15 protein-coding genes and 1 pseudogene (1 of these 16 only partly in view) are annotated in these 17720 nt (G+C 71.1%); 4 read left to right on the top strand and 12 right to left on the bottom strand.

The genetic code is table 11. From position 1 onward, the window contains the following. Both AC3A46_RS12060 and AC3A46_RS12055 read left to right on the top strand, forming a co-directional pair. Nucleotides 1-837 (top strand): annotated as a pseudogene (locus tag AC3A46_RS12060) (hypothetical protein); the annotation flags it as partial. 238 nt (nucleotides 838-1075) lie between these two features. Then, the gene (locus AC3A46_RS12055; RefSeq protein WP_487665396.1) at nucleotides 1076-2350 is read left to right on the top strand and encodes a GNAT family N-acetyltransferase; all 1275 of its coding nucleotides are present in this window, start codon (nucleotides 1076-1078) and stop codon (nucleotides 2348-2350) included. 66 nt (nucleotides 2351-2416) lie between these two features. Here the strand turns inward: AC3A46_RS12055 and rplI are convergent, their stop codons facing one another. The 6 genes from rplI to AC3A46_RS12025 form a co-directional block, all read right to left on the bottom strand. After that, a complete protein-coding gene (gene rplI, locus AC3A46_RS12050; protein WP_387142420.1) occupies nucleotides 2417-2869 on the bottom strand; it encodes a 50S ribosomal protein L9 in 453 nt (150 codons plus the stop codon). 11 nt (nucleotides 2870-2880) lie between these two features. Then, a complete protein-coding gene (gene rpsR / locus AC3A46_RS12045) occupies nucleotides 2881-3135 on the bottom strand; it encodes a 30S ribosomal protein S18 (RefSeq protein ID WP_045301896.1) in 255 nt (84 codons plus the stop codon). Between the two features lie 74 nt (nucleotides 3136-3209). After that, on the bottom strand, nucleotides 3210-3737 hold the full coding sequence (locus AC3A46_RS12040; protein ID WP_487665395.1) for a single-stranded DNA-binding protein: 528 nt from the start codon (nucleotides 3735-3737) through the stop codon (nucleotides 3210-3212). 5 nt (nucleotides 3738-3742) lie between these two features. After that, nucleotides 3743-4111 (bottom strand): 30S ribosomal protein S6, encoded by a 369-nt coding sequence (gene rpsF, locus AC3A46_RS12035; protein WP_045301900.1) that lies wholly within the window; start codon nucleotides 4109-4111, stop codon nucleotides 3743-3745. 110 nt (nucleotides 4112-4221) lie between these two features. Then, a complete protein-coding gene (locus AC3A46_RS12030; RefSeq protein ID WP_487665394.1) occupies nucleotides 4222-5385 on the bottom strand; it encodes a CaiB/BaiF CoA transferase family protein in 1164 nt (387 codons plus the stop codon). Next, on the bottom strand, nucleotides 5382-6581 hold the full coding sequence (locus AC3A46_RS12025) for an acyl-CoA dehydrogenase family protein (protein WP_487665393.1): 1200 nt from the start codon (nucleotides 6579-6581) through the stop codon (nucleotides 5382-5384). Before AC3A46_RS12025 ends, AC3A46_RS12030 begins: the two co-directional genes overlap by 4 nt. Nucleotides 6582-6688: 107 nt before the next feature. On the opposite strand from AC3A46_RS12025, the gene AC3A46_RS12020 reads away from it, so the two are divergent. Both AC3A46_RS12020 and AC3A46_RS12015 read left to right on the top strand, forming a co-directional pair. Continuing rightward, nucleotides 6689-7894, top strand: a complete 1206-nt coding sequence (locus AC3A46_RS12020) for a hypothetical protein (protein WP_487665392.1) — start codon at nucleotides 6689-6691, stop codon at nucleotides 7892-7894. Between the two features lie 234 nt (nucleotides 7895-8128). Further along, nucleotides 8129-8617: an FBP domain-containing protein gene (locus tag AC3A46_RS12015; RefSeq protein ID WP_487665391.1), complete on the top strand. Its 489-nt coding sequence runs from the start codon at nucleotides 8129-8131 to the stop codon at nucleotides 8615-8617. A gap of 179 nt (nucleotides 8618-8796) precedes the next feature. Here AC3A46_RS12015 and AC3A46_RS12010 read toward each other — a convergent pair whose 3' ends face one another. The 6 genes from AC3A46_RS12010 to AC3A46_RS11985 all read right to left on the bottom strand — a co-directional run. Beyond that, nucleotides 8797-9216, bottom strand: a complete 420-nt coding sequence (locus AC3A46_RS12010; RefSeq protein ID WP_487665390.1) for a DUF779 domain-containing protein — start codon at nucleotides 9214-9216, stop codon at nucleotides 8797-8799. An 8-nt stretch (nucleotides 9217-9224) separates the two neighbouring features. Continuing rightward, nucleotides 9225-10775 (bottom strand): acetaldehyde dehydrogenase ExaC, encoded by a 1551-nt coding sequence (gene exaC / locus AC3A46_RS12005; protein ID WP_056365621.1) that lies wholly within the window; start codon nucleotides 10773-10775, stop codon nucleotides 9225-9227. A gap of 104 nt (nucleotides 10776-10879) precedes the next feature. Continuing rightward, nucleotides 10880-11275, bottom strand: coding sequence for a VOC family protein (locus AC3A46_RS12000; protein ID WP_487665389.1), 396 nt, complete (start codon nucleotides 11273-11275; stop codon nucleotides 10880-10882). Nucleotides 11276-11336: 61 nt separating this feature from the next. After that, on the bottom strand, nucleotides 11337-12677 hold the full coding sequence (locus tag AC3A46_RS11995) for a sigma-54-dependent transcriptional regulator family protein (RefSeq protein ID WP_487665388.1): 1341 nt from the start codon (nucleotides 12675-12677) through the stop codon (nucleotides 11337-11339). Nucleotides 12678-12775: 98 nt separating this feature from the next. Further along, nucleotides 12776-14203 carry a CCA tRNA nucleotidyltransferase gene (locus tag AC3A46_RS11990; protein WP_487665387.1) on the bottom strand — a complete coding sequence of 476 codons (1428 nt, stop codon included), beginning with the start codon at nucleotides 14201-14203 and terminating at the stop codon, nucleotides 12776-12778. A gap of 46 nt (nucleotides 14204-14249) precedes the next feature. After that, nucleotides 14250-17720: the 3' portion of a hypothetical protein gene (locus AC3A46_RS11985; RefSeq protein ID WP_487665386.1), read on the bottom strand. Its footprint extends 23730 nt past the window's final position; the window shows 3471 of its 27201 coding nt (coding positions 23731-27201); the start codon falls outside the window, past its right edge — the gene reads right to left on this strand; its stop codon occupies nucleotides 14250-14252.

The following is a 17720-nucleotide window of genomic DNA, read 5'->3' as shown; positions in this document are numbered from 1 at the left end:
GGCAACGCCGTCTCCGTCCTCGGCGACAGCTCGAGCACGGGCGCCGGCGCGGCTCCCTCCACCGGCTCCGCCGGCGGCGACGCCTGGACCGACGGCGGGGGCTCGGTCCTCGGCGGCACCCAGGTCGTCGCCCCCGTCACCGCACCGGTCACCGCTGTCGGCAACGCCGTCTCCGTCCTCGGCGACAGCTCGAGCACGGGCGCCGGCGCGGCTCCCTCCACCGGCTCCGCCGGCGGCCCGACGGGCACCACGACCGGCGAGGACGCCATCCTCGGCGGCACCCAGGTGCTCGCACCGATCGCCGTGCCTGTCACGGTCGTCGGCAACGCGATCTCGGGCGTGGGCGACAGTACCTCGACGGGTGCCGTCGCGGCGCCGGGGGCGGGCGCGGGCGGAACGACCGGGAGCACCGGCGGATCGGGCTCGATCCTCGGCGGGACGCAGATCCTCGCGCCGATCTCGCTGCCCATCACCATCGGCGGCAACGCGGTCTCGGTGATCGGCGACAGCACGACGGTGGATGCCGTCGTGCCGACCGATCCGACGGACCCGGTCGACCCGGGCGACCCGACCGATCCGGTCGACCCGACCGATCCGGTCGACCCGACCGATCCGACGAACCCCACCGCACCGGGGGACAACGGGACGCCGGGCACCGACGGGAGCGCGGCCACGACCGGCTCGGCGGCCGCGATGACCGGCTCGGCGGCTACGGCCGGCACCGCCACTCAGCTCGCCACGACGGGAGGGACGGGTGTGATGCCGTTCCTGCTGCTCGCGCTCTCGCTGCTCGCAGCGGGCGCCATCGCACGCGCGTCGCGGCGGCGCTCCGCGTGAGTCGACGGGGCGGGTCGACGTACCCCAGGCGTCCCTCGCCCCCACCCGCGTGAGCGCGCGGGAGGGCCGTCCCCCAGCGGCCCTCCCGCCCTCGACGCCCCCGATCACGAGAGCCGCCTCTGCCTGGACCGCGCCTCGTGATCGGGGGTCCCACACCATCTCCGTCCGCGTCATGCCCGCTCGTTCCGCGCGCACCCGACGCGTTGCGCGCCCGTGCCCTCCTCGCCAGAGTGGAGGGATGCCGCTTCCCGAGCCCTACCGCCTGGCCCCCGTCGACGCCGACCGGCTGGAGGACGTCCTCCGTCTCGACACCTGGGCCTTCCCCACCGAGCGCTCCGTCGAAGCGCTGCGGGAGCTCCCGAACCCGCTCAGCTGGGATCGCACCTACGGGGTCGCCCGGGTCGACGACGACGAGGTGCTCGCCGGCTTCCACGGCGCTTATCCGCTGCGCGCCTACCCCGTCCCCGGCGCCGAGGTCGCGTGCGGCTGGCTGACCTGGGTCGGCGTGCATCCGGGGCACCGGCGGCGCGGCCTCCTCCGCGGCATGATCGAGCACCACTTCGCCGACTGCCTCCGCAACGGCGAAGCGATCTCGGGCCTCATGGCCGCCGAGACCCCGATCTACGGCCGCTTCGGCTACGGCATGGCCTCGACCCAGCTGGACCTCACGATCCCGCGCGGCGCTGCGCTGCGTCCGGTGGCCGGGGCCGCCGAGCTCGAGGTCGAGCTGGAGGAATGGGATGCCGAGATCCACGGCGACCTCGTCGCCGCGATCCATCGCGACTACGCGCGGCTGCCGGCCGGCCTCGGTCGCCCGGGGTGGGCGACGCGCGAGACCCCGCAACAGCGCACCGCCCGCGAGGCCGATCCGCCTGCGTACCGCGGCGGCAAGGAGTCGCTGCGGCTCCTGCTGGTGCGCGACGCCGACGACGACACGCTCGCGTACGCGACCTTCCGGCGTGCGACGTCGTGGGAGCGCGCCGGCGCGGAGGGAACCGTCCACGTGCGCGAGGCCGTCGCGCTGACCGCGGCCGCGGCCCACCGCCTGTGGTCGGTGCTGCTCGACCTCGACCTCACCACCCGCGTCAGGATCTCGAACCTGCCCGTCGACGACCCCATCGTGTCGCTGCTCGTCGACATCCGCGCCGCCGTGCCCGACTACCAGGACAACTCGTGGATCCGCATCCTCGACCTGCCGGCGGCGCTCGGCGGGCGGCGGTACGCGGGCGAGGTCGACGTGGTGCTCGAGGTGACCGACGCGATGCTGCCCGCGAACGCGGGCCGGTGGCGCGTGCGCGCCGCAGCGTGGGAGCACGCGGAGGTGGCAGCATCCGATTCCGAACCCGACCTCGTGCTCGACGTCCGCGAACTCGGAGCGGCGCACCTCGGCTCGATCTCGCTCAGCTCGCTCGCGCAGGCGGGGCTCATCGAGGTGCGCACCCCCGAGGCGCTGCGCGCGGCCTCGGCCGCGTGGTCATGGCCGGTCGCGGCCGGCGCGAACTGGATCTTCTGAGCCCGAAGACGACGGATGCCGCAGACCCGAAGGTCTGCGGCATCCGTTTCGCGGTAACCCGAGGGGTTACTTGGCGGCGACCACCTGCAGGGTGATCACGGCGGTGAGGTCGTCGCGCAGGCGAACGGTCGCCTCGTGCTCGCCCACCGACTTGATCGGGGAGGTGATGTGGATCTTGCGCTTGTCGAGCTCGCCGAGGCCTGCGGCCTTGACGGCGTCCGCCACGTCGACGGTCTTGACCGCACCGAACAGGCGACCCTCGGCGCCGGCCTTGACGGCCAGGCGGACCTTGTTGGTCTCGAGGTTGTTCTTCAGGGCCACGGCCTCTTCGTGGTCGTGGATCGCGCGCGCCTCGCGGGCGGCGCGGATCGACGCCACCTGCTTCTCGCCACCGCGGGTCCACGCGACCGCGAAGCCCTGGGGGATGAGGTAGTTGCGGGCGAACCCGTTCTTGACCTCGACCACGTCACCGGCGCTACCGAGCCCGGCGACCTCGTTCGTGAGAATGAGCTTTGCCATGTGGGTACTCCTTAGCGGCCAGCGCCGGCGTAAGGCAGGAGCGCCATTTCGCGCGCGTTCTTGATCGCCTTGGCGATCAGACGCTGCTCCTGCACCGAGACACCGGTGATACGACGGGCGCGGATCTTCCCGCGCTCCGAGATGAACTTGCGAAGCGTCGCGACGTCCTTGTAGTCGATGAGACCGACACGGATCGCCTTCGCGGGGGCTGCGTTCTTCGCGCCCTTCCGCGGCTTCCGGCGGTCGCCGGTTGCCTTTCCAGCCATGGTGTTTCCTTTACGTTTTGCTGATCGGATGCCTCGTGACGAGGCATCCGGAACCTGTTGTGAGATCTGACCGATCAGAACGGGGTGTCGTCGCCGTAGGCGCCCGGGGCAGCCCACGCGTCGCCGCCACCGGCGCCGCCGGCGTTCTGCGAACCGGGCGTCGACCACGGCTCGTCGGCGACCTGCGGACGCGACTGACCGCCGCCGCCGAAGCTGCCGCCGCCACCGCCGGAGCCGCCCGCGGCGCGGGTGACCTGTGCGGTCGCGTAGCGCAGCGACGGGCCGATCTCATCGACCTCGAGCTCGATCGCGGTGCGGTTGTTGCCCTCGCGGTCCTGGTAGCTGCGCTGCTTGAGGCGGCCGGTCGCGATGACCCGCATGCCCTTCGTCAGCGAGCCGGCCACGTGCTCGGCGAACTCGCGCCACACGCTCGCGCGGAGGAACAGCGCTTCGCCGTCCTTCCACTCGTTCGCCTGACGGTCGAAGTTGCGAGGCGTCGACGCGATCGTGAAGTTCGCGACGGGGAGACCGTTCTGCGTGTACCGCAGTTCGGGATCAGCCGTGAGGTTGCCCACGACGGTGATGATCGTCTCGCCGGCCATCGTCCTTACGCCTTCGCAGCCTTGGCGGTCTTGCGGGCGGCGCGCTCGTCGGCACGCTGCTTCTCCGAGGCGATCATGGCGATCGCTTCCTCGGCGCGCAGGACCTTGGTGCGCATGATCTGCTCGCTCAGGTTGAGCTGGCGGTCGAGCTCCTGCGTGGTCGCAGCCGTGGCGGTGAAGTTGACGACGGCGTAGATGCCCTCGTTCTTCTTCTGGATCTCGTAAGCAAGACGGCGCTTGCCCCAGATGTCGATGTTCTCGATGGTGCCGCCGTCGGTCGTGATGACCTTCAGGAACTTGTCGAGGTTGGCGCCGACCTGGCGCTCGTCGATCTCGGGGTTCAGGATGACCATGAGTTCGTACTGGTGCGTCACTAACCCACCTCCTTCGGACTAGAACGGCTGCCGGGCATTTCCCGGCAGCAGGAGGGTGTGTAGCACGTCGTCCGACTCGCCGCGCATGGGTGCGCGTGCGGACAACCCTCCTATGGTACCGGATCGTCGAGCAGACGCCGAACCCAGGCCCGGTCGGCGTCCGCCGCGGGCGGCGCGAGCGGGTACGCGGGCGGCGTGGCGGAGAAGGAGATCGGATGCCGCACCCCCGGCACGCGCTGCGCGCCGGCGTGGGCGACGGGGTCGAGGCCGAGCGCCCGGGCACGTGCGAAGGCGGCGTCCATCGCGAGGATCGGGGCACAGGGGACCCCGGCCGTCGTGAGCCGGGCCTCCCACTCCGTCGCCGGATGCGCGGCGAGCGCCCGCTCGAGCACCGGGCGCAGCGCCTCGCGACCCGTGCTGCGATCGGCATTGCGCAGGAAGCGGGGGTCGGTCGCGGCATCCGGGATCTCGAGCACCAGGCAGAGCCGCTGGAACTGGCCGTCGTTGCCGACCGCGAGGACGAGTTCGCCGTCGGCCGTCGGGAACGGGCCGTACGGGTACACGCTCGGATGGTCGTTGCCGAGCCTCTCGGGCACCACTCCGGCGACGGCGTACGCACCCGACTGGTTGACGAGCGCCGACAGCGCCGACGACAGGAGATTGACCTCGACGTGCTGCCCCTCACCGGTGGCATCGCGGTGCCGGAGCGCGGCGAGCGCGCCGAGACCCGCGTGGAGGCCGGTCACGACGTCGACGATCGCGACCCCGGTCTTCGTCGGCTCACCGTCGGGCGCCCCGGTGACGCTCATGAGTCCCGAGAGCGCCTGGCCGAGCACGTCGTAGCCGGGAAGGGCCGAGTCGGCGCCGAAGCCGGTGATCGAGACGTACACGGCGCGGGGGTTCGCGGCGTGCACGGCGTCGTAGTCGAGGCCGAAGCGCGTGAGTCCGCCGGGCTTGAAGTTCGCGATCACGACATCGGCGCGGTGGGCGAGCGCGCGGGCGACGACGAGGTCTTCGGCGTCGTCGAAGTCGAGCGTGATGGCGCGCTTGCCGCGGTTGATCGACAGATAGTAGGTGGCCTCGCCGTCGCGCGACGGCGGCATCCAGTGCCGCGTCTCATCGCCCGACGGGCCCTCGACCTTGACGACCGTCGCGCCGAGGTCGGCCAGCAGCATCGTGCAGTACGGCCCCGCGAGCACGCGGGAGAAGTCCGCGACGAGGAGGCCCGCGAGCGGGCCGGGGCGTCTCGTCTCGTCGCTGCGCTCCGCGCTCATCGGAACGCGCCGAGCCCGGTCAGATGCTGACCGAGGATCAGGGTGTGCACCTCGTCCGTGCCCTCATAGGTGCGCACCGACTCGAGATTCGCCGCGTGCCGGATCGGCGAGTTCTCGAGCAGCACGCCTTCGCCGCCCAGGATCGTGCGGGCCTCGCGTGCGATCTCGATCGCCTCGCGCACGTTGTTGAGCTTGCCGAGCGAGATCTGGGTGGGCGTCAGGGTTCCGGCATCCTTCGCGCGCCCGATCTGCAGCGCCAGGAGGGCGCCCTTCTGCAGCTCGACGACCATGTCGACGAGTTTGCGCTGCGTGAGCTGGAATCCCGCGATCGGCCTGCCGAACTGCTCGCGCCGCAGGGCGTGGCGCAGCGCCGCCTCGTAGCTGTCGCGCCCGGCGCCGAGCGCGCCCCAGACGATCCCGTATCGCGCGTCGTTCAAGGCCGAGAACGGCCCGCGCAGTCCTCGCGCTCCGGGAAGGAGAGCGGATGCCGGCACTCTCACCTCGTCGAAGTGCAGCGCAGTCTGCACCGATGCCCGCATCGAGCCCTTCGGCTCGAGGACCGTGATCCCGAAACCGGGCGCATCGGTGGGCACGATGAAACCGCGGACGCCGTCGTCGGTCTGCGCCCACACCACCGCGAGCTGCGCGACCGACGCGAGGCCGATCCAGCGCTTCGCGCCCGTGATCACCCAGTCATCGCCATCGCGGCGGGCGAACGTCGTCATGCTCGACGGGTCGGACCCGGCGCCCGGCTCCGTGAGCCCGAACGCGCCGATCACGTCGCCTGCGGCCATGGGCGCCAGCCACTGCTGCTTCTGCTCCTCGGTGCCCCAGCGGTGGATCGAGCCCATCGCGAGCGAGCCCTGCACCGAGACGAACGTGCGGATGCCCGAGTCGCCGGCCTCGAGCTCGAGCGCGGCCAGGCCGTACTCGACGGCGCTGCGGCCGGGGCATCCGTATCCGTCCAGCTCCATCCCGAGCACTCCGAGGCGTCCGAGCGCGGGTGCCAGCTCGACGGGGAAGTGCGCCCGGTCGAACCAGTCCGCGATGTGGGGGCGCAGCTCTGTGTCGACGAACGCGCGCACCCGGTCGCGGGTGGCCCGCTCGTCGGGGCTCAGCTGCGCATCGATGCCGAGCACATCGGATGCCTCGCGCAGCGCGGCGAGATCGTCGGGGTCACGGCGGGCATCGGTCACGGCGCCTCCTCGCGCAGAATCGGTCGGGCGCGCGCTCGCGCCGACACCACTCGATCATGCCCGCAATCGCCCGCCACGCGCAGAACCGGCGCGGGTAGCGTGGTCGGGTGAGTGTTCCTCCGGCCGGGCAGAGCTCCTCCCCGTTCGACGCGCGCCCGCTGGTCGAGCCCATCGCACCGGGCGCCGCGCGCGCGTTCGTGCAGGAGCTGCGCCGGACGGGCCGCATCACAGGCTCTCCCGCCTTCGGCGTGCTCGTGATCGTCGTCATCGTCTTCGTGGTCGTCGTGCTGTTCGGCTCCGTCGCGATCACCCTCGTCACGAGCATCGTCAGCGCGGCGACCGCCGGCGCCGACGACGGCGGGCTCGCCGTCCTGTTCGGCTTCCTGCCGCTCGTCGTCATCGGCATCATCGTCGCGGTGGGGGTCACCCTCTCCGTGCGGGGTGCGCGCAGCAGCAGCGACCGCATGTACCGCCTGGACCGCTTCGCGCGCGCGAACGGGATGCACTACGAGCCGCGGCTGGACGCCCCGGGGCTGCCGGGCATGATCTTCTCGCTCGGCAGCGGCCGCGCTTCGAGCGATCTCGTGCGCGGCGATCGTCCTCGCTTCGTGGAGTTCGCGAACTACCGCTATACGACCGGCTCGGGCAAGAACCGGCAGACGCATCACTGGGGCTACGTCGCGGTGAAGCTCGACACGCCCCTCCCGCACATCGTGCTCGACGCGACGAGCAACAACGGCCTGTTCGGCTCGAACCTGCCCCTCACGTTCGACAAGGATCAGCGCCTCAGCCTCGAGGGCGACTTCGACGAGTACTTCTCGCTGTACTGCCCCGCAGACTACGAGCGCGACGCTCTCTACCTCTTCACGCCCGACATCATGGCGCGCTTCATCGACAACGCCGCTGCGCTGGACGTCGAGATCGTCGACGACTGGCTGTTCCTCTACGCCAAGCGCGACTTCTCCACGCTCGACCCGCAGACCTGGGCGTGGCTCTTCTCCGTCGTCGGAGCCCTGCTCGACAAGTTCGCGCAGTGGGCGCGGTGGCGCGACGAACGACTGGCTGCGGCTGCGGCTGCGGCGATGACGGATGCTGCCGCCCTCGGCTCCGCAGCGGCCGGGGCCGGCGCAGAACGGGGAGGCGCAGCATCCGTCCCGTTCACTCCGCCCCTCGACGCACTGCGCCCGCCGCCGGGCGTCGCCCCGGCGGGCCGTCGCCTCCAGCGCGGCGTGCCGTGGCTGCCGATCATCGTCGGCGGGGTGATGGTGCTGTTCTGGATCCTGACCCAGATCGGGCCGGCCTTCCTCCGCTGAACGCGAGGCCGACGCGCAGGCCGACGAGCGTATGCTGTCGGGCGTGCATTCGACGTTCACGACGCCCGGCGGGCGTGAGGGGGTACTCGGCGCTCCACGCGCCGAGCGGAGGTAGCCGCGCGCGCCGCCGGGGTCCCTGACCTCGGGTGGTGCAGCCCGCATCATCTGCGCGCCGCCGGCCCGCAGCATCCTTTCGTCGCCGCTTCGGCGATCTCTTCCGTGAATCAAGGAATCATGCACGCATTCACCGAGAAGGACATCCGCGCGTCCTTCGTCAACGCCTCGCTGCGCGAGCGCAACTCCCTCATCGTCCCCGACCTCGCCCAGGTGGACTGGGACGGACTCGACTACTTCGGCTGGCGCGACCCGAAGCAGCCGCTCGCCGGCTTCATCGTGGTGCCGGTCGACGGCGAGGCCGTCGGCATCCTGCTGCGACAGACCGAACAGCGCACGCGCACCCGTGCACAGTGCTCCTGGTGCGAGGACGTCACGCTGCCGAACGACGTCGTGCTCTTCGCTGCGAAGCGGGCCGGCAAGGCCGGTCGCAACGGCGACACCGTCGGCACCCTGCTGTGCGAGAAGTTCGAGTGCTCGGCCAACGCGCGGCGCCCGATGCCGCCGGCGTACCTCGGCTTCGATGTGATCGCCGCGCGCCGGCGGCGCATCGAGGCGCTCCGCGCGCACGCCGAGGGGTTCGCGCGCGACATCCGCGACGGGGCCTGACGCCGCCTCCCGTTCAGAACACGTGTTCTCGCCGAGATCACACGTCGTTCACGCGCCGAACGTGTGATCTCGGCGAGAACACATGATGTGACCGCCGGGCGGGGCGCGAACACCCGCCCGGCCCACCAGGTCGCTCGTCGCGGGTCGCCTGCCCGCTCGCGATCGAGCCGGATGCCCGTTCAGCGGGGCGAGGTGCCCCCTGACGCGCCTGGCCCGAGGCCGAAATGCACGAGCTCTGCGTCGTCGAGCATGCGGCTGCGGATGATGAACCGGCTGCCCGTCGGACCCTCCACGCTGAAGCCCGCGCCCCTGCCGGGAACGACGTCGATGGTGAGGTGCGTGTACTTCCAGTACTCGAACTGGGCCTGCGAGATGAACACCTCGATCGGGTCGTCCAGGCCGACGTCGAGGTCGCCCAGCCGCACGTCGGAGGGACCGACGATGAACATGCCGATCGGGAAGCACATCGGGGCGCTGCCGTCGCAGCAGCCGCCGGACTGGTGGAACATCAGCGGACCGTGCTGCACCGTCAGCTGCCACAGCAGGGCGGCCGCAGCATCCGTCACGGCCACCCTGCTGTAGTACGTCGTGTCTGACATGCGTCGGCTCAGAAGAAGCCCATGGCTCCGTCGGCGTACGACACCAGCAGGTTCTTGGTCTGCTGGTAGTGGTCGAGCATCTTGAGGTGGTTCTCGCGGCCGATGCCGGACTGCTTGTAGCCGCCGAACGCCGCGTGCGCGGGGTACTGGTGATACGTGTTCGTCCAGACGCGGCCCGCCTCGATCGCCCGGCCGGCGCGGTACGCGGTGTCGCCCGAGCGGCTCCAGACGCCGGCGCCGAGGCCGTAGAGCGTGTCGTTGGCGATCGAGATGGCGTCGTCGAAGTCGTCGAACGAGGTGACCGAGACGACGGGTCCGAAGATCTCCTCCTGGAAGATCCGCATGTCGTTCGTGCCCTCGAAGACCGTCGGCGCGACGTAGTAGCCGCCCGACAGCTCGCCGCCGAGATCGACGCGCTCACCGCCGGCGAGCAGCTTCGCGCCGCCCGCCTTGCCGATCTCGATGTAGCTCAGGATCTTCTCGAGCTGGTCGTTCGACGCCTGCGCGCCGATCATCGTCGCGGGATCCAGCGGATTGCCCTGCACGATCTTGCCGACACGGCCGAGCGCGTCGCCGAGGAACCCGTCGTAGATCGAGCGCTGGATGAGCGCGCGCGACGGGCAGGTGCAGACCTCGCCCTGGTTGAGGGCGAACAGCGTGAAGCCCTCGAGCGCCTTGTCGTAGTAGGAGTCGTCGGTCGAGCGCGCGACATCCTCGAAGAAGACGTTGGCGCTCTTGCCCCCGAGCTCGAGCGTCACCGGGATGAGGTTCTGCGACGCGTACTGCATGATGAGGCGGCCGGTGGTGGTCTCGCCCGTGAACGCGACCTTGCGGATGCGCTTGTGCTGCGCGAGCGGCGCGCCTGCCTCGATGCCGAAGCCGTTGACGATGTTCACGACACCCGCCGGGAGGAGGTCGCCGATGATCTCGAAGAGGAAGAGGATCGACGCGGGCGTCTGCTCGGCAGGCTTCAGGACGACGCAGTTGCCGGCGGCGAGCGCCGGAGCGAGCTTCCACGTGGCCATGAGGATCGGGAAGTTCCACGGGATGATCTGACCGACCACGCCCAGCGGCTCGTGGAAGTGGTACGCCACCGTGTCTTCGTCGAGCTGGCTGAGCGAGCCCTCCTGGCCGCGCAGCACGCCCGCGAAGTAGCGGAAGTGGTCTACAGCGAGCGGGATGTCGGCGGCCAGCGTCTCGCGGACCGGCTTGCCGTTCTCCCACGTCTCGGCGACGGCGATGCGCTCGAGGTTCTGCTCGATGCGGTCGGCGATCTTGTTGAGGATCACCGCGCGCTCGGCGGGCGTCGTGCGCTTCCACGATTCGAACGCCTTCCACGCGACGTCGACGGCGCGGTCGACGTCTTCGACGGTGCCGCGGCCGACCTCGGTGAAAGGCTTCCCCGTGACCGGGGTGATGTTCTCGAAGTACTGGCCCTTGATGGGCTCGACGAACTCGCCGCCGATGTAGTGCCCGTAGCGGGGACGGTAGTCGGCGATCGATCCTCGCTGCCCGGGTGCGGCGTAGACGCTCGAGACGCCCTCTTCGACGATGGTCATTGCTGGTCTCCTTCGACGCTGTCCGCGACGGTCGTCGTCGCGTTGCGTCGAAGGTAGGCCGCGCAACGTTGCAGGAAGTTGCGCGGCCGTCGGGATGGGTCCCGTCAGGCGCCGAGGCGGTCGCGGGTGGCGACGAAGTGGGCGTTCTCCATGACCCCGAGCAGGTTGCCGAACGGGTCGACGACGGAAGCCGTCACGAAGCCCTCGCCGCGGACCATCACCGGCTGGAAGCCGCCGGCCCCCTTCGCGAGGAGCGCCTCATGGGCCGCCGCGACGTCGTCCACCTGCCAGTAGAGGATCGGCCCGCCGGGCGCGGCCGGCGCGTCGGGCCGGTACGCCGCGTCGATGATGCCGAACTCGTGCTCGTAGGGGCCGACGCGGAACTCGACGTAGCCCGGACGACGGAAGTACGGCTCGATGCCGAAGACGTCGGCGTACCAGTCGGCGGCGGCGTCGAGGTCGGTGGAGTAGACGTTCTGGGTGGCGAATCCGTTGAGCATGGCGCTCCCTCTCTGTGGTGGAACCATCTTCCCGTCCAATGCGGACAGATCCGGTCCGCGATCAGAGCTCCGCTTCGAGCCTCTCGATGCGAGTCACGAGGCCGGCGCGGCGGGGCGAGCGGGCGGGCAGCATCGACAGGCACAGCCGGAGCAGCTCGACGTCGTCGGCGGCGGCATCCGTCTCGGCGAAGGCGAGGAGGACGTCGACGGATGCCTCGGCCATGAGCGCTTCGCGCAGCGCGACCCGGACGGTGTCGCGGAACTCCTCCACCCCGGGCGCGACCGAGTCGGGCAGCACGTCGCCGCGGTAGGCGGCCAGTGCGACGCGGTGCGCGCCCCGGTCGAGGAGCGACAGCACCTGGTGCGCATCGGTCTCGACCTCGACGCCGAGCCGGTACGGCCGGGATTCGGGAACGAGCGCGGGGGCCGCGGTCGTCAGCGCCTTCCTGAGGCGCACCATCTCGGCGCGGAGGGTGACCGATGCTGCGTCCCCCGCCGATTCGCCGTACACGAGGTCGCCGAGCCGCTCGGCAGACAGGCCCTGGCGATGCACCGCGAGCATGAGCAGCAGCTCGGCGTGGCGCGGACCGAGCTCCGACACGGTCTCGACGCCCTCGCCCGCCACCTCGAGCTGGGCACGGTCGCGGCCCAGCACCCGCAGGGTCGCGCGCGTCGGCTCCACCCGCCGGGCGGGCGCACGACGCGCGGGTCGCGGCGGCTCGGCGCGGGCTCGGAGGCGCGCGACGAGGAGCTCTCCCTCGATCGCCCGGGCCGTGGCATCCACCAGCAGCTGCGCTTGAGGGGTGACGGCCTCGAGGCCCCCGGTCACGTCGATCACGCCGAGGATGCGCCGCGTCTCGGGGTCGTGCACCGGCGCGGCGCTGCACGACCACGGCTGCACGAGCCGGTTGAAGTGCTCGGCGCCGGTGATCTGCACGGACCGGTCGAGCGTGATCGCGGTGCCGGGGGCGGCGGTGCCGACCGCGTCCTCCGACCAGTTCGCGCCTTCGACGAACCCCATGTCACCGGTGAGACGCCGCACGTTGCGGTCGCCCTCCACCCACAGCAGGCGCCCGGCGGCGTCGCCCACCGCGACGACGACCCCGGATTCGGATGCCTCGCCCGGGAGCAGCAGACCGCGCACCATGTCGATCACCGCGGCGAGCGGGTGGGCGCGCCGGTACGCCTCGAGCTCCTCGGCCGTCAGGTCGAGCGGCGGCAGCGCTTCGGCACCGACGAGGCTGTCGAGCGAGCGGCGCCACGAGTCGCGCACCAGCAGCCGGACGTCGCGCAATCGCTCATCTGCGGAGTTGCCCGCCACGAGCTCCTCGTGGGCGCGCTCGATCAGCAGACGGGAGGTCTCAGGCGACACCTCGCGGCGCTGCGACCAGGATGATGACACGGCGGCTCCGATCGACGTCGGTGGAGCGTGCGTCCAGTGTAGGCGCGGGCGGTGCTGCGCCGCCGCGCGTCCGATGTCGCTTCGCCCGTGTCAGGGGCTCAGGCGCGCGCGGTCCACCACTCCCGCAGGCGCCGCTCCGCCTCGTCCTCGCCGACCACGCCCTCGTCGAGGCGGAGGTCGAGGAGGAACTTGTACGCCTCGCCCACCTCGCGGCCGGGCTTCAGGCCCAGCACCTCCTGGATGCGGTTGCCGTCGAGCTCGGGGCGCATCGCGTCGAGCTGCTCCTGGGCCGCGAGCTCGGCGATGCGGCGCTCGATGTCGTCGTAGGCACGCGCGAGGCGCGTGGCCTTCTTGACGTTGCGGGTCGTGACATCGGCGCGCGTGAGGATGTGCAGGCGATCGAGCTCGGCATCGGCGTCGCGCACGTACCGGCGCACCGCCGAGTCGGTCCAGGCGCCTTCGGAGTACCCGAAGAAGCGCAGGTGCAGCTCGATGAGCCGGCTCACGGTCGCGATGGTCGCCGAGTCGAAGCGCAGCTCCTGCAGGCGCTTGCGCGCCAGCCGCGCGCCCTTGAGGTCGTGGTGGTAGAACGTGACGCCGCCGCCGGGCTCGAGCCGACGGGTCGCCGGCTTGCCGATGTCGTGCAGCAGCGACGCGAGACGGAGCGCGACGTCGGGGGCAGCATCCGGATTCCGGCTCTTCTCGAGCTGGATCGCCTGCCGCAGCACCGTGAGGGAGTGCTCGTAGACGTCCTTGTGGTGGTGGTGCTCATCGACCTCGAGCTGCAGCGCGGGGATCTCGGGAAGGAACTCGCCCATGAGTCCCGTCTCGACGAGCAGGCGGATGCCTCGCACAGGGTCGTCGGTCGCGAGCAGCTTCACGAGCTCACCCTGGATGCGCTCGGGGCTCACGATCCCGAGCGTCGCGCGGAGCTCTTGCATCGCGGCCTCGGTGGCGGGGTCCACGGCGAAGCCGAGCTGAGACGCGAAGCGGGCGGCGCGCAGCATCCGCAGCGGATCGTCGCCGAAGCTCACCGCCGGGTCGGTCGGGGTGCGGAGCACGCCGCGGACGAGGTCCTCGACACCGCCGGTGGGATCGACCAGCGTCTGCCCGGGTATGCGCAGCGCCATCGCGTTCACCGTGAAGTCCCGCCGCACGAGGTCGCCCTCGATGGTGTCGCCGAACTCGACGGTGGGCTTGCGGGTCACGCCGTCGTAGCTGTCGGCGCGGTACGTCGTGATCTCGACCTGCTCGCCGCGGACGCGGGCGCCGATCGTGCCGAACGCGCGGCCGATGTCCCACCGCGCGGACGAGATGGGCTTGACGATCCTGAGGATGTCGTCGGGGCGCGCGTTCGTCGTGAAGTCGAGGTCGTTCGTCGGGCGGCCGAGCAGCGCGTCGCGCACCGGGCCGCCCACGATCGCGAGGTCGAAGCCGGCGTCGGAGAAGGCGCGGGCGAGCGTGGAGACGACGGGGGACTCGGCGAGCGCGCCGAGGCGCGCGATGCCCTCGGCCATGTTGAGCATGACATCGAGCCTATCCGCGCGGACGGGACCCACCGAGACGGGCGGGTCAGTCGTCGTCCACGATCGTGATCACCCCGGTGCCGTCGGCGATGGTCGCACCGGCGCTCACGCTGCTCAGCCCGACGATGATCGTCTCGTCGGCCTCATCGGCCTTGTCGGCCACGATCGTGAGCGAGAACGTGCCCGACGTCTGCCCGGCCTTGATCGTGAGGGTGACCGTGGTCGCCCCCTTGTAGTCGGTGCCGCTGGTCGCGGTGCCCCCGATCACCGAGACGGTCACGGTGATGTCGACGGTGGATGCTGCGGACAGCGTGATCCTGAGGCTCGCGGTGGTGCCGGATCCCTTGCTGCCCTCGGTGACCGACGTGTCGGAGATGGTCAGGGCGGGAAGGGTCGCCGGCGCCGCGGGCTCCACCGGGTCGGCCAGCCGCGTCCCGGTGCCCACGCCGTGCTGGTCGAGATCGGAGCCGTAGTTGTTGTAGCGGTCGAGCTCGGTGGCGAGGGCGTTGATCTGGGCGCTGCTGCCGCCGGCGAGCGCGGCGTTCACGCGGGCGATGACCTGGGCCGTCGTGTACGGATAGGGGATCTCGGGGTGCGCCGACGACAGCAGGGCCGACACCGCGTGGCGCAGCAGGGCGGTCACGCCACCACCGCCCGCGCTCAGCGCCTGCAGCAGCGTCTGCGACGCGTACGCGCCGGTGGCCGCTGTGAACACGCTGCCGACGGTCTGGTCGGGGCGGTACAGCAGCGAGCCGTCGGGCAGGCGCGGCCACGCGATCGCACCCCAGTTGGTCGCGTTCGTCTTCCAGAAGCCGGGCGTGTGGCCCTCGGCGCCGCCCGCGGCCACGGCGCGGTATGCGGCGGCGTCGCTGTCGGTCGCGGTCTGCCCGGTGACGGCGTCGGTGCCGGTCGCGGTCGCGGTGTTCGTGTAGTCGACGGTGCGGACCGTGCTGCTGTAGCTGTACAGCCAGATCTCGTCGGGGTCGAGCAGGCCGTTGCCATTGGTGTCGCCCGACACGTACGCGGGGGTGAAGTCGTCGGCGGTGTTGCCCGGCGTGCCGTTGTCGTCGACGAGGCTCACCGAGATCGGCGTGTTCCCGGTGTTGCGCACCAGGTACGTCCACACGATGGCATTGCCCGCGAGCAGCTGCGGGCCGCTCGTGTCGGCGTCTTCGAGGCCGTTCGGGTGCCACGGGTCGACCGCGTTGATCGCCTTCTCGACGTCGATCCCGACGACGGCGCCGTAGACGTGCGCCGGGTCGTCGTCGGTGAAGACGCGGCCGAACCGGTCGGCGCCGACGACGGTCGCGACGTTGCGGAAGGCGCCGACGGTCGCGATCGTCGTCCAGCGGTAGAGCCAGACCTCGCCCGTCTCGAGGATCCCGTTGCCGTTCACATCGCCGCTCACGAGCGTCAGCGTCACGTCGTCGGCGGTATCGGCCGTGCCGCGATCGTCGACCAGCACGATGCCCCCCAGCGGCAGCGAACCGTCGATGAGGCGCACCTCGAACGTCCACTCGATCGTCGAGCCGGGGATCACGCGCACGGCCGCGGCGGCGGTGTCGGCATCCTGTCCGTCGGCGCGCTTGACGACCACGACCCCTGTCGGCGGGACGACCACTCCGACATGGTGCGCGTCATCGGTGTCGCGGCCCGTGATCGCCGTTCCCGGGACGGTGCCCACGACCGTCGCGACGTTGACGTACGCGCCCTCCGTCACGGAGCCGGTCGCCCGGTAGAGCCACAGCTCGCCGGGGTCGACCAGCCCGTTGCCGTTCGCATCGCCCGACACGTACGCGGGGGTGAAGTCGTCCGCGGGGTTCGCAGGCGTCCCGTTGTCGTCGATCACGGTGACGGCGAGCGCGATGTTGCCGAGGTTCCGCACCTCGTACGTCCACGTCACGGGGCCGCCCACCGGAAGCTCGATGCCCGGTGCGGTCGCAGCATCCTGTCCGTTCACGTACTTCACGATCTCGGGAAGCGCGATCGCGCCGAAGTGGTAGGCGGCGTCGCGTGCCGTGGCCGGCGCGTTCGCCTCGTCGTAGGCGGTCACTGTCGCGGTGTTGCCGTAGAGCCCCGCGATCGCCGCGAAGACGCGGACGCCGAGCGACGTGAAGAGCCACACCTCACCGGGATCGAGCAGACCGTTGCCGTCGGCGTCGCCCGAGACGTACGCCGCGGTGAAGTCGTCGCTGGCGTCGTCGGGGGTGCCGTTGTCGTCGACAACGGTGACGCCGTGGAGGCTGAACGCCGTGAGGCTGCGGACCAGGTACGTCCACACGACGGTGGTGCCGACGCCGATGGGCTTGGCGAGGACCGCCGTGTCGGCGTCGTCCTGGGCGGTCGGCGCGAGCGGGGATGCCGCGTTCACGGCCTTGTCGATCGAGACCAGGCCCACCGGGATGCCGAGGTAGTTCGCGATGTCGGTGGCGTCGAGGCTGACCCCGCCGGCGGTGCCGCGGACGGTCGCGGTGTTCGTGTACTGGCCGAGGACCGCGGTGCGGATCGCACGGAACAGCCACAGTTCGCCGAGGTCGAGGATGCCGTTGCCGTTGGTGTCGCCCGAGATGAACACGGGCGTGAAGTCGTCGTTCGGGTTGCCGGGCGTGCCGTTGTCGTCGCGGAGCGTGACGTCCGACACCGGGCCGCCGACGGCCGACACCAAGTACGTGAACACGACCTGCGAACCGACGATCAGGGTGGGCCCGGTCGCGAGGTCGGCGTCCTCGGCCGAGGTAGGGTGGAGCGGGTCGACGGCGTTGACCGCCTTCTCGACGAACAGCTCGGTGCCTTCCACAGGCACCCCGACGTAGTTCGCGGCGTCGGTGGCCACCAGCGGCGCGTCGCCGGCGGCGCCGCGCGCGGTCGCGATGTTCGTGTACTGGCCGAGGATCGCCGCGCGGACGGCCCGGAAGTACCAGATCTCGCCGGGATCGAGGATGCCGTCGCCATTCGTGTCTCCCGACACGTACACAGGTGTGAAGTCGTCACTCGGATCGAACGGCGTGCCGTTGTCGTCGCGCAGCGTGAGCGTCGAGACGGGACCGCCGACGGCGGTGACGAGGTAGGTGAAGACCACCTGCGACCCGACCGCCACGCGCGGACCCGTCGGCGAGTCGGCGTCCTCGGCGAGCGTCGGGTGCAGCGGATCCACCGCGTTCACGGCCTTCTCCACGAACAGCACCGTCTCGTCGACCGGGATGCCGAAGTAGTTGGCCGCGTCGGTGCCCACCAGTGCGCGCCCGGCGCCGGTGCCGCGCACCGTCGCGATGTTCGTGTACTGACCGAGGATCGCGGCGCGCATGGCGCGGAAGATCCAGATCTCGCCGAGGTCCAGGGAGCCGTTCTGGTTGGTGTCGCCTGAGACATAGGTCGGGGCGAAGTCGTCGTTCGGGTTGCCCGGTGTGCCGTTGTCGTCGATCAGCGTGACGCCCGAGACCGAGCCGTTCAGGGAGGTCACGAGGTAGGTGAAGACCACCTGCGAGCCGGCGGTGACGAGGGGACCGGTCGCGGTGTC

It is taken from the genome of Microbacterium sp. Soil_C_42 (assembly GCF_057656735.1).
Note: the sequence above shows the minus strand (reverse complement) of the source record. Positions and strands in the feature narration are given on the sequence as shown.

What these genes read in the sequence shown, in the direction of transcription:
- AC3A46_RS12055 (WP_487665396.1), top strand. Translation starts at nt 1,076, where the DNA reads ATGCCGCTTCCCGAGCCCTACCGCCTGGCCCCCGTCGACGCCGACCGG.
- rplI (WP_387142420.1), bottom strand. Translation starts at nt 2,869, where the DNA reads ATGGCAAAGCTCATTCTCACGAACGAGGTCGCCGGGCTCGGTAGCGCC.
- rpsR (WP_045301896.1), bottom strand. Translation starts at nt 3,135, where the DNA reads ATGGCTGGAAAGGCAACCGGCGACCGCCGGAAGCCGCGGAAGGGCGCG.
- AC3A46_RS12040 (WP_487665395.1), bottom strand. Translation starts at nt 3,737, where the DNA reads ATGGCCGGCGAGACGATCATCACCGTCGTGGGCAACCTCACGGCTGAT.
- AC3A46_RS12030 (WP_487665394.1), bottom strand. Translation starts at nt 5,385, where the DNA reads ATGAGCGCGGAGCGCAGCGACGAGACGAGACGCCCCGGCCCGCTCGCG.
- AC3A46_RS12015 (WP_487665391.1), top strand. Translation starts at nt 8,129, where the DNA reads ATGCACGCATTCACCGAGAAGGACATCCGCGCGTCCTTCGTCAACGCC.
- AC3A46_RS12010 (WP_487665390.1), bottom strand. Translation starts at nt 9,216, where the DNA reads ATGTCAGACACGACGTACTACAGCAGGGTGGCCGTGACGGATGCTGCG.
- exaC (WP_056365621.1), bottom strand. Translation starts at nt 10,775, where the DNA reads ATGACCATCGTCGAAGAGGGCGTCTCGAGCGTCTACGCCGCACCCGGG.
- AC3A46_RS12000 (WP_487665389.1), bottom strand. Translation starts at nt 11,275, where the DNA reads ATGCTCAACGGATTCGCCACCCAGAACGTCTACTCCACCGACCTCGAC.
- AC3A46_RS11990 (WP_487665387.1), bottom strand. Translation starts at nt 14,203, where the DNA reads ATGCTCAACATGGCCGAGGGCATCGCGCGCCTCGGCGCGCTCGCCGAG.